General features: G+C 65.1%; 11 protein-coding genes. 4 read left to right on the top strand and 7 right to left on the bottom strand.

Annotation, left to right across the window (positions count from 1 at the left end; genetic code table 11):
* The first annotated feature begins 98 nt into the window (after positions 1 to 98).
* Positions 99 to 839: a sigma-70 family RNA polymerase sigma factor gene (locus CH290_RS12480; protein WP_019664035.1), complete on the top strand. Its 741-nt coding sequence runs from the start codon at positions 99 to 101 to the stop codon at positions 837 to 839.
* Positions 836 to 1,627, top strand: a complete 792-nt coding sequence (locus tag CH290_RS12475; protein ID WP_033189657.1) for an anti-sigma factor — start codon at positions 836 to 838, stop codon at positions 1,625 to 1,627. Before CH290_RS12480 ends, CH290_RS12475 begins: the two co-directional genes overlap by 4 nt.
* Positions 1,628 to 1,660: 33 nt before the next feature.
* Here the strand turns inward: CH290_RS12475 and glsA are convergent, their stop codons facing one another.
* Positions 1,661 to 3,487 (bottom strand): glutaminase A, encoded by a 1,827-nt coding sequence (glsA, locus tag CH290_RS12470; RefSeq protein WP_020110173.1) that lies wholly within the window; start codon positions 3,485 to 3,487, stop codon positions 1,661 to 1,663.
* A gap of 254 nt (positions 3,488 to 3,741) precedes the next feature.
* Here glsA and dxs point away from each other — a divergent pair, with 254 nt between their 5' ends.
* Positions 3,742 to 5,622 (top strand): 1-deoxy-D-xylulose-5-phosphate synthase, encoded by a 1,881-nt coding sequence (gene dxs / locus CH290_RS12465; protein ID WP_027498538.1) that lies wholly within the window; start codon positions 3,742 to 3,744, stop codon positions 5,620 to 5,622.
* Positions 5,623 to 5,626: 4 nt separating this feature from the next.
* Here the strand turns inward: dxs and CH290_RS12460 are convergent, their stop codons facing one another.
* The 4 genes from CH290_RS12460 to CH290_RS12445 form a co-directional block, all read right to left on the bottom strand.
* Positions 5,627 to 5,911: a YciI family protein gene (locus CH290_RS12460; protein ID WP_019664031.1), complete on the bottom strand. Its 285-nt coding sequence runs from the start codon at positions 5,909 to 5,911 to the stop codon at positions 5,627 to 5,629.
* A gap of 20 nt (positions 5,912 to 5,931) precedes the next feature.
* On the bottom strand, positions 5,932 to 7,329 hold the full coding sequence (locus tag CH290_RS12455; protein WP_019664030.1) for a sugar porter family MFS transporter: 1,398 nt from the start codon (positions 7,327 to 7,329) through the stop codon (positions 5,932 to 5,934).
* 132 nt (positions 7,330 to 7,461) lie between these two features.
* Complete coding sequence (locus tag CH290_RS12450) at positions 7,462 to 8,205, bottom strand: SDR family oxidoreductase (RefSeq protein ID WP_019664029.1); 744 nt, start codon at positions 8,203 to 8,205, stop codon at positions 7,462 to 7,464.
* A gap of 52 nt (positions 8,206 to 8,257) precedes the next feature.
* Positions 8,258 to 9,226, bottom strand: coding sequence for a helix-turn-helix transcriptional regulator (locus CH290_RS12445; protein ID WP_249277809.1), 969 nt, complete (start codon positions 9,224 to 9,226; stop codon positions 8,258 to 8,260).
* Between CH290_RS12445 and CH290_RS12440 the strand changes: the two genes are divergently transcribed.
* A complete protein-coding gene (locus tag CH290_RS12440; protein WP_230594241.1) occupies positions 9,225 to 10,115 on the top strand; it encodes an SDR family NAD(P)-dependent oxidoreductase in 891 nt (296 codons plus the stop codon). The genes CH290_RS12445 and CH290_RS12440 overlap by 2 nt on opposite strands.
* Before the next feature lie 70 nt (positions 10,116 to 10,185).
* Here the strand turns inward: CH290_RS12440 and CH290_RS12435 are convergent, their stop codons facing one another.
* Complete coding sequence (locus tag CH290_RS12435) at positions 10,186 to 12,291, bottom strand: 3-hydroxyacyl-CoA dehydrogenase NAD-binding domain-containing protein (RefSeq protein ID WP_033189658.1); 2,106 nt, start codon at positions 12,289 to 12,291, stop codon at positions 10,186 to 10,188.
* On the bottom strand, positions 12,288 to 13,547 hold the full coding sequence (locus CH290_RS12430; RefSeq protein ID WP_020110166.1) for a thiolase family protein: 1,260 nt from the start codon (positions 13,545 to 13,547) through the stop codon (positions 12,288 to 12,290). Before CH290_RS12430 ends, CH290_RS12435 begins: the two co-directional genes overlap by 4 nt.
* Positions 13,548 to 13,572 lie beyond the last annotated feature (25 nt).

Below are 13,572 nucleotides of genomic sequence, written 5' to 3'. Positions count from 1 at the left end.
GAAGTGCAATCGATTATCCCGCGCAGCCATCCGCGGCGCAGGGTGTACCGAATATGTTGTGCGGCGGGAAAACGCGGAGGTTTCGGTGTGAGAGCAACATGAGCACTACTCTCTTGATCAATGAACGCGATCAGAGTCGAATTCGTTGGGACATCGTCACGGTGAGCACGGACCCCACGCCGGGCTCGCAGTACCAGGGGCCACCGGATTCAGAAGACGACCCGTCGGCAGAACAAGGTGCGGCCTGTGCTGTGCCCAGTGCGCAGTTGCGCAACCTGCGAGCAGACGAGATGGAGCGGCTCCGCCGGCTGATGGCCGCGGTCGCCGGTGGTGACCAACGCGCCTTCGGCGAGTTGTACGACGCCACCAGCGCACGTGTCTACGGCATGGTGCTGCGTGTCCTTCGCGACCCGGGGTACAGCGAGGAGACGACGCAGGAGGTGTTCCTCCAGATCTGGAAGTCGGCACCCAACTACGACCCCAACCAGGGAAGCCCCCTGGCGTGGATCATGACGTTGGCGCACCGGCGCGCGGTGGACCGCGTGCGGTCCGAGCAGTCCGGGACCGACCGTGAAGCTGCGTACGGGGCGATCAGCCACACCCCGGAACACGACGAGGTGCTCGAGGCCGTCACCCAGCGACTGGAATCCGACGCCGTGGTTGCGTGCCTCGACACACTGACCGATACGCAACGCGAGTCGGTACGAATGGCTTATTACAGCGGTTGGACATACCGCGAAGTGGCGGAGCGGCTCGGGGTCGCGGTTCCGACGATCAAATCGCGAATACGGGACGGACTGATCAAGTTGAAGACATGTCTGGGGGTGACACCCTCATGAGCGAAGCAACGCGACAGCGGCTGCTCGACGCCGCCGAGGTGTACGCCCTCCATGCGGTGAGCGCCGCCGAGGAAGCCGACATCGAACGTGACCGTGCGGCGGTGGACGACACCGCCCGTGTGCAGTTCAACATCCTTGTCGGCGAGATACAGGAAACTCTTGCGCTGGTGTCCGTCCTGGATGCCGCGGAACCCCCGGCTCAGCTGAGAGATCGCGTGCTGCAAGAAATTCCGCGCATCACGCAGGACGTCGCCGAACCCGCACCCGCGACGGTGACCACTCTGCGCGGACACCGAGATCGCCGCGCCAAGCAGGAGCGGAGGGGGCGGAACGGCCCAGGGGCAAGTCGGTGGCGTACCACGATGCTCGCCGCAGCGGCAGCAGTCGTCGTGGCCGTCGGCGGCGGAGTGGTCGCCACCCAGGTACTGGGCAACGACCCGGCACCGACCCAGGCGGAACAGATCGTGGCAGCGCCGGACGCACGTGAGACCACCGCCGAGTTCCCCGGTGGCGGCACGGCGAACATCTCCTACTCCCGTGAGTCGGGTTCGCTCGTCGTCACGCTCGACGGCGTTTCCGCACCCGCGGCAGGCCAGGACTACCAGATGTGGTTCGTCGACGGCACGCCTCGGTCGGTCGGTCTGGTGACGGCCGAACAGTTGGCCGACGGCGACGGCACTGTAATCGACGGCATGGGCGCGGCAACGAACTTCGCGTTCTCGCTCGAGCCCGCAGGCGGATCTCCGCAGCCGACAGAGGTTCTGACGATGGTGACACTCGACGCGTGACGCGTCGACGCCGGTCGAGTTCGATGTGGGGCCTCAGCGCCCCACATCGAACTGCCCGAGAGATTTGATCGCGGTGTTCATCTGCATGTACGCACCGGTCGCGAGGGTGGTGAGAAGCTCCAGCTTCACCGACGGTGCCGACTCGGACAACGCTTCGAAATCTCGAACCGACATTACGGCGACCGACAACGGGGTGTCCGCCCGGAAATCGAGCAGGAACTCCGTTCGGGCCAGAAGGGGCATCTCGCCGAAACTCATCCCAGGAGACAGCGTCGAGATGCGGTGATGTCGGCCTCCCGGTGAGGTGAACGACGACGACACCTGCCCGGCCAGTACGAGAAACAACCCGGCGGCCGGTTGTCCGCTGGTCACGACGGTGTCGCCCCTTGCGTAGGTGTGCACGGTGAAGGCGGGTTCGACAGCGGCGTATTCGGCCGGGGTCAAGCCGTCGAGCACCGGGTGGTCCCGCAAGGCGATACGGTCGGGTTGGCGAGGTCCGACGCAGTACTTGTCGAGCAGAATCTCCTCGGCCCATTGAATGGCGGAACCCAGGTCGGCGAAGACGCGGCCGGATGCGCCGCCCGGATCGATGCTCGAACTGGTGCGACCCAGAACACCCGCAGGGTCGACGAGCGAGGCCCTGCAACCATGCTCGGACAGGTGACCGAGCACGCTGTCGAACATTCCGCGCGCCACGTCACTGACCTCGTCGACGCCGCGGACGTCGATGACCAACGCATCGAGCTGTTCGTCGAGGTTTCCGATCTCGCGAACCGCGGTCTCCGCCCCGGAGAACAACAGATCGCCGTGCAGCTCGTACACCCGAGCGCGGCTGCCGAACCGAGCGAGAGCGGCCTGCTCGACGTCGCTTCGTCGGCGACGCGACGGGGCCTCACCGACGGTGTACTTGCCGCGGATCGCGGACCGGGCCGCGCGCGTGACGTGCAGGAAGTGAAGTTCGAGCTTGCGTGACAGTTCTCGGCACGCCGCGACGCCGCGCACGCTGTTTCCGTGCGGGTCGAGCCGGGGGGAGTAGACCGCGATTCCCATCTGACCGGGCAGGACGGCCAGAATGCCGCCGCCCACCCCGCTCTTCGCCGGCATCCCCACTCGCGCGACCCAGTCGCCCGCACCGTCGTACATCCCGCACGTCGTCATCACACTGAGGACGCGCTCCACCAACGCCGGTGCGAGTGCACGTTCCTTCGTGCGCGGGTTTGAGCCGTTGTTCGCCATGGTGGCAGCCATCATGGCGAGGTCGACCGCGGTGACGTCGATGGAGCACTGGCGGAAGTACAGATCCACTGCGGCGTCGGGATCGTCGGTGATGATGTCGAACGAGCGCAGCATGTATCCGATCGCACGGTTCCGGTTGCCGGTGCGGGCCTCGGAGCGGTACACCGATTCGTTGAACGTCAGCGAGCGACCCGCGTACCGGGAGTAGGCCTGACGGATTCGTTCGAACCGATCCGCGGCCGACTTCCCGGCGATCAGCGACGCCGAGGTGATGGCTCCCGCATTGATCATCGGATTGCGTGGGCGTTCGGTGATCGGATCGAGACTGATCTCGTTGAACGGTTCACCCGACGGCTCGATGTCGATCTTCTGCGCGACGGCGTCCTCACCCCGGTCGGCGAGGGCCAGTCCGTAGGTGAAGGGCTTCGAGATCGACTGGATCGTGAACAGCGTCGACGTGTCGCCCACCTCGTACACGTACCCGTCGCTCGTCGCCAGGGCGATCCCGAAACCGTCGGGCGCGACCGCGGCGAGTTCGGGGATGTAATCGGCGACGCTGCCCGAGGTGTCGTCTCGGCACGCGTCGAAGACGTGTTGGAGTATTCGATCCACGACGCTCGACATGAGGCAACCCTATGCTCCGACCTCGGGGTTCGGTGTGATCATCGACGCGTGGGCGTGATGGTCGTGTTGCCCGGAGGTCACAGTATTGTCGGAGTCGGTACATGATTCTGCGGTGGTCGCGGTACGGCATCGGCAGTGTCGGTACGGCGTCTACGTTTCGCTACGTAGACTGTTCTGATCGAAGAAGTGTCGAGCCATCGACATCGAAGTACCGCACGTGTTGCCGAAGTTTCCGGCCGGAGGGAGCGATCTCGTTGGGTGTTCTAGCGCGCGTTCAGTCGCCTGAGGACCTGCGCCGTCTTTCGCCGGCGGAGGTGGTGGATCTGGCCGAGGAGATCCGTGAATTCCTCGTCGAGACGGTGTCGGCCACCGGAGGTCATCTGGGTCCCAACCTGGGTGTCGTCGAGCTGACGTTGGCCGTCCACCGCACGTTCGATTCTCCGCGTGACCCGATCATCTGGGACACCGGCCATCAGGCGTACGTGCACAAGATGGTCACCGGCCGCACCGCCGAGTTCGCGTCGCTCCGCAAGCAGGGCGGACTGTCCGGCTACCCCTCGCGCGCCGAGAGCGAACACGACTGGGTCGAGTCCTCGCATGCGTCGGCGTCCTTGTCCTACGCGGACGGGCTGGCCAAGGCTTTTCAGCTGACCGGGCAGAGCGACCGCCACGTCGTCGCCGTCGTCGGTGACGGAGCGCTGACGGGCGGGATGTGTTGGGAAGCACTCAACAACATCGCGGCGGGCAAGGATCGTTCCCTCGTGATCGTCGTCAACGACAACGGTCGCTCCTACGCTCCCACCATCGGCGGATTGGCCGAACATCTGGCCGCCCTACGCCTGCAGCCGGGCTACGAGCGCATTCTCGACAACGGACGCCGCATCGTCCGCAAGATTCCGTTGTTCGGCAAGACGGCGTACGCGATGCTGCACGGCATGAAAGCGGGCGTCAAGGACGCCATCAGCCCTCAGGTCCTGTTCACCGACCTCGGCATCAAATACCTGGGACCGGTCGACGGTCACGACGAGCAGGCCATGGAGTCCGCCTTGCGCCGAGCCAAGGCATACGGCGGCCCGGTGATCGTGCACGCAGTCACTCGCAAGGGTATGGGGTACGCCCACGCCGAGAACAACGTCGCCGACCAGATGCACGCCACCGGCGTCATCGATCCCCTGACCGGGCTCGCCCGCAAGCAATCGGCTCCCGATTGGACGTCCGTGTTCTCGGCCGAATTGATCGACCGTGCGGCCGAGCGTGAGGACATCGTCGCGATCACCGCGGCCATGGCGGGTCCCACCGGCCTCGCGGCGTTCGGGGAGAAGTACCCCACCCGTATGTTCGACGTCGGGATCGCCGAACAGCATGCAATGACGTCGGCGGCAGGCCTTGCGCTCGGTGGCCTGCACCCCGTCGTCGCCGTGTACTCGACGTTCCTCAATCGCGCCTTCGACCAACTACTGATGGACGTTGCGCTGCTGAATCTGCCGGTCACTCTCGTTCTGGACCGCGCCGGTGTCACCGGTGCCGACGGTGCCAGCCACAACGGCATGTGGGACATGTCGTTGCTCGGGATCGTTCCCGGCATGCGGGTTGCCGCACCACGCGACTGCGCCTCTCTCCGTGAGGAACTCGGCGAGGCACTCGCGGTGAGTGACGGGCCCACTGCCCTCAGGTTCCCGAAGGGCGCTGTCACGGAGGACATCCCGGCGCTCCGACGTCTCGACGGTGTCATCGACGTGTTGGCCGAGCCTGATTCCGCGGGCCGAGACGTGCTCATCGTGGCCGTCGGCGCCTTCGCAGGACTGGCGCTCGAGACGGCTGCCGCTCTGGCCGAGCACGGTGTGTCGGTGACCGTAGTCGATCCACGATGGGTGCTTCCGGTCCCGGAGGCCCTGTTGAAATTGGCCGAGGAGTACAAACTCGTCGTGACCCTCGAGGATTCGGGGGTGCACGGAGGCGTCGGATCGACGGTGTCCGCGGCGGTCCGGGCAGTCGGTGTGGACACCGCGTGCCGCGACATCGGAGTTCCGCAGCGATTCCTGGATCACGCGTCACGCGAGCAGATCCACCGTGAACTGGGGCTCACGCCGGAAGACCTGACGCGCCGCATCGCCGGGTGGCTCGGGTCGAACTGAGGCGTCAGTCGGCGTGTTCACCGATGGTGGGCGCCCACTGACTGATCCGCACGTCGGCCACCAAGCCGGCACGGTTGAACGGATCGTGTGCGAACAACCGGGCGACGGCGTCGCGGTCGGGGCATTCGACGATGAACATTGCGCCACTGTGGTCGGCCAGCGGCCCGGACGACCTGATGGTTTTTCGGCGAACCATCTCGTGGATCCACGCTCGGTGGTCGGTTCGGTGGTCGTCTCGGCCGCCCGACGTTTCCGGCGTGTACGTGTATTCGACGACGAACATCGGCATGACGCGCCTCCTGACCGGAGTTACAGAACCATGTCCTCGAGCTCCATGCCCTTCGTTTCGCGGATCTTGAACTTTACGAAGAAGAAGGACACCAGCGCGAAGAACGCGAAGAACGAGTAGATGAAACCGAGGCCGATCGACTGAGTGAGCGGCGGGAACGCCAACGTGATCGCGAAGTTCGCTACCCAGTTGGCTGCAGTGCTGATACCGAGAGCAACCGCACGCATGTTGTTGGGGAACATCTCTCCCAACATCACCCACATGATCGGACCCCAGGTGGCGGCGAAGAAGATGACGAACAGGTTGGCTCCGATCAGCGCGATCGTTCCCCACGGCGTCGGAAGTGTCAGGTCGTCTCCGGTGCCCACGGCCTGAGTGAACGACACCGCAGCGAGCACCAGTCCCACGAACATTCCGACGGAACCGATCTGAAGCAAGTTCTTACGGCCGAATCGGTCGACGAACAGGATCGCCACGAACGTCATGGTGACGTTGATGACGGATGTGATCACCGAGGTGACGAACGACTGATTCTCGCTGAAGCCCACGGACTTCCACAGTGTCGTCGAGTAGTAGAAGATCGCGTTGATGCCGACGAACTGTTGCAGGACCGCCATCGTGATGCCGACCCAGACGATCGGCTGCAGACCGAACTTCGGTCCGCGAATGTCGCCAAACGACGACTTCGCTTCGCGCCGCAGCGTCAGCCGGATTTCCTTCACGCGCTCGTTCGGGTTCACCTCGCCGGAGATCTCCCCGAGAATTCGGGCTGCTTCCTCGTCGAGGTGCTTGCCGACCAGATAACGAGGGGACTCGGGGATGAGCGTGGCCAAAAAACCGTAGACGAGTGCGGGTACGACGCCGACGAGGAACATCCATCGCCACGCCTCCATACCGAACCACAGATCGTTCGACGGCCCACCCGCCGCGTTCTGCAGCACCGCGTCGGACAGCAACGCGGCGAAGATACCGACGGTGATGGCCAACTGCTGCAGCGACGCGAGACCACCGCGATAGCGTGCGGGCGCGATCTCGGAGATATAGGCAGGCGCGATGACCGATGCGATTCCGATTCCGAGTCCGCCGAGCACTCGCCACAACATCAGATCGGGGATGGAGAATGCGAAACCGGAACCCACCGACGAGATGGTGAACAACGCCGAGCCCAACAGCATGACGCGTTTGCGTCCCCAACTGTCGGCGAGCCGCCCGGCGAACCACGCACCGACTGCGCATCCGAGCAGCGCGATCGCGACGGCGAATCCGGTGACGAACGAACTGAGGCCGAAGTTCTCCTGGATCGAGTCGACCGCGCCGTTGACGACCGACGAATCGAAACCGAAGAGGAAGCCACCGACCGCTGCCGCGACGGTGACTCCGATGACTTTCGCGGTATGGCGTTCTGCAGGTTGCGTCATGACGAACCCAGCTTTCTGACGAGCCAGCGTCGGTGGTGGTCATCGACATCATGGACCTGCTCCAGCCGGTCGGTGGCTGAAATCAGCGGATTTCATCCGAAGGGTTACCCCAGCGCGGAGGGTCGGGTTCCTTCAGCCGAGTCGATCCGCGAAGGTGGTCGACGCGTGGTCGGCATCGGCTCCCGGCACGAGGGTGCCGTCGCGCATGGCTCTCCCGTAGGCGCCTGGCACGGGGACCTCGACAACCCAGTGTCTGCCGTGGAGTGTGGCCACGTGGGTGCGGACCATGTCCACCATGCGTTCCTCTCGTGGTCCGCCGAGGTCCGGGACTTTGCCTGCGGGTGTGCCTTCGGCCAGTTCGACGAGTGTCCGCGCAACGTCTCGTGCCGCGACGGGCATGCACCGCATACGTGGTACGACGACGAGCGGACCGAGCGTGGTTCGCTCGACGAGTTGCTCGGCGAATTCGTGAAACTGCGTTGCGCGCAGGATGGTCCAGGGAATGTCGCCGTCTCGAATCGCTTGTTCCTGCGCGACTTTTCCCGCGTAGTACGAGTACGGCGCCTCGTCGACGCCGACGATGGAGAGCGCCACGTGATGCCGCACGCCCGCATTGTGCTCCGCCCGAAGGAGATGTGCGGTAACGCTCGTGAAGAACCGGACGGATTCCTTGGCAGACATTGTTTGCGTCGAGGCAACGTCTACGACGACGTCGACCCCGGCGAGAGCGTCGTCGAGGCCGGTTCCGTCGACGAGGTCCACGCCGTTGGAGCGGGTGAGCACGAGAACGTCGTGACCGCGTCCTCGTGCGAGGTCGACCACGTGCTTGCCGACGACGCCGGTTCCACCTGCAACTGCGATCTTCAGTGTGTTCATGTCCCTCTCGACGGCACAGCCCGCCGAAATGTATCGCGACGTGACGGCAATCTCAGTGCTCGGCTACGGCGACGCCTGCCGCGACCCGAAGAAAGTCGAGCTTGTCTGCATCTGCCGTGCCCGTCGCAGCGGTGTAGACGACAAGCCGGAGGTCGGTGCCGGGTGCGGTGAGAACGTCGCAGTCGAGGGTGATGTCCCCGACGGTTGCATGGTGGATCGTCTTGCGATCGGTGGCATGCTCGGCGGCGGTCCCCGAGCGCCACAGTGCATCGAAATACGAGTTCTGCGTACGTAATTCGGTGATCAACGCAAGCAGCGGTGCGTCGCGTGGGAACCGGACGGCTGCGATTCTGAGGTCGGCGACGAGTGCCGTCGCGAGATGCTCCAGGTCTGCCGTCGACGACGCGGGTGGATAGGCGGCTCGGCCGCGATCGTCGCTCCCGAACATCACCCGAACCAGGTTTCGGTGCGTCACGTCGATCGCCGTCGGATTGCCTTGCAGTGCGCTCCACATCGGGTTCCTCGTCAGAAGGTCCCAATCCGCCGCGAACACGGCCACAGGCGTGTCCGCCAGGCGGCCGACGAGGCGCGCAATGCCGGGACCGACGTGTCGATCGATGCTTCCCGGGCCCGGTGGCAACAGGCCAGCGCAGCGGTACAGGTGATCTCGCTCGGCGCCGTTCAACTGCAAGGCTCGTGCCAAAGACGCGGTGACCTGCGCGGACGGCGTCGTGGCGCGGCCTTGTTCGAGTCGGACGAGGTAGTCGACGGACACTCCGGCCAGCTGTGCCAACTCTTCACGGCGTAGACCCTCGGTCCGCCGCCTCGGGCCCGTCGGCAGGCCTGCATCGACAGGTGAGAGTCTGTCCCTCCATCCGCGCAGGACTTCACCGAGGTCGGATGCCGTGTCGCTCATCGGTCCATCATCTCCCGCTTCGGCGGATGCATCCTGGTACTGCTGATCCCACCGTCTCACCGGGTGCTGGTTGTACTCCTGTGCCGGTGACAGCGTGGGTGCCATGACCCACAGTTCCGCACACACCATTGTCATGACCGGAGTCAGCCAGGGGATCGGCGCCGTAGCAGCCTCGAGGTTGCTTGCCGACGACCCTCATGCACACCTCGTCGTGGTCGGGCGAAGACCTGGCCCGACCTCTCCTCGGGTCACGTTCGTGGACGCCGACCTCGCTGACGTCGAGGCGACGAGAGCGGCGGGCCGTCACATCGGCGCGCTGGTGCAGAACGGTTCGATCCCGAAACTCGACAGGTTCGTCGGAAACGCGGGCATCCAGTACACCGATGCCGTCACGACGACGGTCGACGGTCTCGAAGCGACCTTCGCGGTCAACGTAGTTGCCAACCACGTACTTCTGACCCAGCTCCGGTCCCACCTGACGGATTCCTCGCGCATCGTGATCACCGTCAGCGACACGCACTTCGGGGATCTCCGGCACAATCTCGCGCTGGTTCCGGCGCCCGTGTGGTCGGCTCCGGACGTCCTCGCGCGTCCCGGTGCCTTCGCCGAACCGGAGTCGGCCGCAGCCGGGAGAACCGCGTACTCGACCAGCAAACTTGCGGCGGTCCACCTCGTTCATGCATGGGCTGACGCCCTCGAACCGGGCGTCGACATCATCTCGTTCAACCCCGGTCTGGTCCCGGGGACCGGCCTGGCCAGACATGCAGGCAGGGGAGCGCAGCTGATGATGCGAGCGCTGGGTCCAGTGCTTACTCTGACGCCACTGGCCACCACGTCCACGCAGGCAGGTGCGGCACTCGCTGACCTGGTGTCCGGCCGAACGCTCGCTCGCAGCGGCGACTACGTCGACCGCAACCGCGTTGTGTCGTCTTCCGCGGAGTCCTACGACCCCGCACGCGAATCTGAGCTCATGGCTTTTCTGGGCACGCTGTAACGCCGGCGAGATCGAAGTTGTGTACATGGTTCACGGTGACGACGTACACAACTTCGATCTCGGACTTCCGTCAGACGTTCGCGACGCCGTCGGCGAGGAATCGCCTGCCGGTCACCGCTTCCGAGGTGCCGGTTCGGTCGAGGTACGGCGTGATTCCGCCGTTCCAGAATCCGAAGCCGCCACCGAGGAGCAGGCAGAGGTCGATGTCCTCCGCCGCGGCTACGACGCCTTCCTCCAACATGATGTTGATCTCGTCGGCGAACGCTCGGCGGGTTCGATCCAGAACCTGCTCTGCCGTCGACGGTGAATCACCCTGCGGCCACAGCGCTGCCACCTCGGGGTCGACGATCTGGCCTTCGGGTCCGTAGGTCCAGACGCCGGGCTTCTTGGCGTCGACGAGTGCGCGGAATCCGGCGGAGTCCTTGAACCGCTCGGGGTACGCCTCGGCGAGGGTCTCCGCGGTGTGCAGGGCGACGGCCGGTCCGACCAATGCCAGCAGGGTGAGCGGGCTCATCGGCATGCCGAGCTCGGCGACCGCCCCGTCGGCGACGTCGAAGGGCGTGCCCTCGTCGATCGCGGCGATGATCTCGCCGGATGCGCGGGTGACGAGCCGGTTGAAGACGAATCCGGGCAGGTCGGCAGAGAGCACGGCCGACTTCTTGAGCGTCTTGGCCGTGGCGAATGCCGTTGCCAGCGTGGCATCGTCGGTCTTCTCGCCCTTGACGACCTCCAGTAGCGGGAGGACGGCGACGGGGTTGAAGAAGTGGAAGCCCACCACGCGCTCGGGGTGCTTCAGATCGGCTGCCATTTTCGTGATCGACAGCGACGAGGTGTTGGTGGCGAGAATCGTGTCGGGAGAGACGAATTCCTCGACCTCGGCGAACACCTTCTTCTTCACGTCGAGATTCTCGAACACGGCCTCGATGACGAAGTCTGCCTGTGCGAACGCCGCCTTGTCGATGGAGCCGGAGACCAGTGCTTTCAATCGGTTGGCGGCATCCGGGGACAGACGCTTCTTGCCGAGCAGCTTGTCGATCTCACCGTGAACGTAGCCGACGCCCTTGTCGATGCGCTCCTGGTCGATGTCGGTGAGGATCACCGGAACCTTCAGCTGCCGGACGAAGAGCAGAGCGAGCTGGCTGGCCATCAGACCTGCCCCGACGATGCCGACGCCGGAAATCTTGCGCGCCAACGACTTGTCCGGTGCGCCTGCGGGTCGCTTGGCCCGCTTCTGTACGAGATCGAATGCGTAGAGGCCTGCACGCAGTTCGTCTTTCACGAGCAGAGTGGACAGTGCCTCGTCCTCGGCAGCGAATGCGGCGTCCAGCGAAGCCGAGTCGTTGATGTCGGTGTTCTTGGCGAGCTCGATCAGCTCGACAGCAGCGACCGGACCGGGAGCGAAGTTACCGGTCTTGCCCGCGACGATGCCCTTGGCGCGGGCAACGGCGTCATCCCAGGCCTGGCCACGGTCGATCTCGGGACGGGCGGGAGTGATGTCGCCCTTGATGACCTGGGCTGCCCATGCCAGCGACTGCTCGATGAAGTCGGCGCCGCCGAACACGGCGTCGGCGATACCGAGATCGAGCGCCTGCTGCGGCTTGAGGGTTCGGTTCTGGTTGAGCGAATTCTCGATGATCACCGTCACGGCGTTCGATGCGCCGATGATGTTGGGCAGCAACTGAGTTCCGCCCCATCCCGGAACGAGTCCGAGGAACGCCTCGGGCAATCCCAGTGCTGCCGCGTTGTCGGCGACGGTGCGGTAGTGCGAGTGCAGGCCGACTTCGAGGCCGCCGCCGAGAGCCGCACCGTTGATGAATGCGAACGTCGGGATCTCGGATTCACGCAGGCGCCGGAACACCTTGTGGCCGAGCTGACCGATCTGGAGCGCCTCGTCCTTGGTCTTGATGTTCGGTACACCATTGAGGTCGGCACCGACCGCGAAGATGAACGGCTTGCCGGTCACTGCGATCGCGACCGGGTTCGCGGCGAATGCCTCGTCCAGTGCGGCGTCGAACTGCGTGAGGCCGCCGGGGCCGAACGTCGACGGCTTGGTGTGGTCGTAGCCGTTGTCCAGCGTCACGAGGGCGATCGAGCCTTCGAGGCCGGGGACGGAGATGATCTTGGTGAATGCGTTCGTGACTACCTCGTCGGTGAACGCAGTGGTGATGTCGCTCATTTGGCTGCTCCTGCCGTCTGGGTCGTTCCTGCAGGCTTCACTCCCGCGTAGTCGGAGTGGTTCGGGTTCTCCCAGATGACGGTGCCGCCCATACCGAGGCCGATGCACATGGTCGTCAAGCCGTAGCGGACGTCGGGACGCTGCGCGAACTGACGCGACAGCTGTGTCATGAGGCGCACGCCGGAGGATGCGAGCGGGTGGCCACACGCGATGGCGCCGCCCCACTGGTTGACGCGGGGGTCGTCATCGGCGATGCCGTAGTGCTCGAGGAACGCGAGGACCTGGATGGCGAAGGCTTCGTTGATCTCGAACAAGCCGATGTCGGAGATGCTCAATCCGGTTCGGCCGAGCAGCTTTTCGGTCGCCGGGACCGGTCCGATGCCCATCACGGCGGGGTCGACGCCTGCGAACGAGAAGCCGACCATCCGCATGCCGATGTTCAGTCCGAGCTCGTGCGCAGTGTCTTCACCTGCGAGAATCGCGGCGGTGGCACCGTCGTTGAGACCTGCTGCGTTTCCGGCGGTCACGCGGCCGGCCGGACGGAACGGAGTCTTGAGCTTCGCCAGGTCTTCGACGGTGGTGCCCGGACGAGGTGGTTCGTCCTCGGTGGCCAGACCCCATCCGGCGGCAGATTTGGTGGCGACAGGGACGAGGGTGTCGGCGATGTAGCCGGCCTTCTTGGCGGCGTCGTACTTCTCCTGGCTCGCCACGGCGTAGGCGTCGGTGCGGTCCTTGGTGATCGACGGGAAGCGGTCGTGGAGGTTCTCGGCGGTGTTGCCCATGACGAGAGCACTCGGGTCGACGAGCTTGTCCGCGAGGAACCGCGGGTTCGGATCGACGCCCTCGCCCATCGGGTGACGACCCATGTGCTCGACGCCGCCTGCGATCACGACGTCGTACTGGCCGAAGCCGATGCCTGATCCGGTGGTGGTCACCGACGTCATGGCGCCCGCACACATGCGATCGATGGCGAAGCCGGGCACGCTGCGGGGAAGACCTGCCAGCAGAGCGGACGTGCGGCCGATCGTCAGGCCCTGATCGCCGGTCTGCGTGGTCGCGGCGATGGCGACCTCGTCGATCCGCTCGGGAGGAAGGTTGGGGTTCTTGCGGAGCAGTTCGCGGATGGCTTTGACGACGAGGTCGTCGGCGCGAGTGTCGGCGTAGATGCCCTTGGGGCCTGCCTTGCCGAACGGTGTGCGGATGCCGTCGACGAACACGACATTCCGCTGTGAGCTGGTGGACGCGGGTACAGACACGCTTCGATCCTCCCGACAGATGCGG

Source organism: Rhodococcus sp. 06-156-4 (assembly GCF_002259345.1).
Lineage (GTDB): Bacteria > Actinomycetota > Actinomycetes > Mycobacteriales > Mycobacteriaceae > Rhodococcoides > Rhodococcoides fascians_E.
This window is presented reverse-complemented; position numbering and strand designations above follow the sequence as displayed.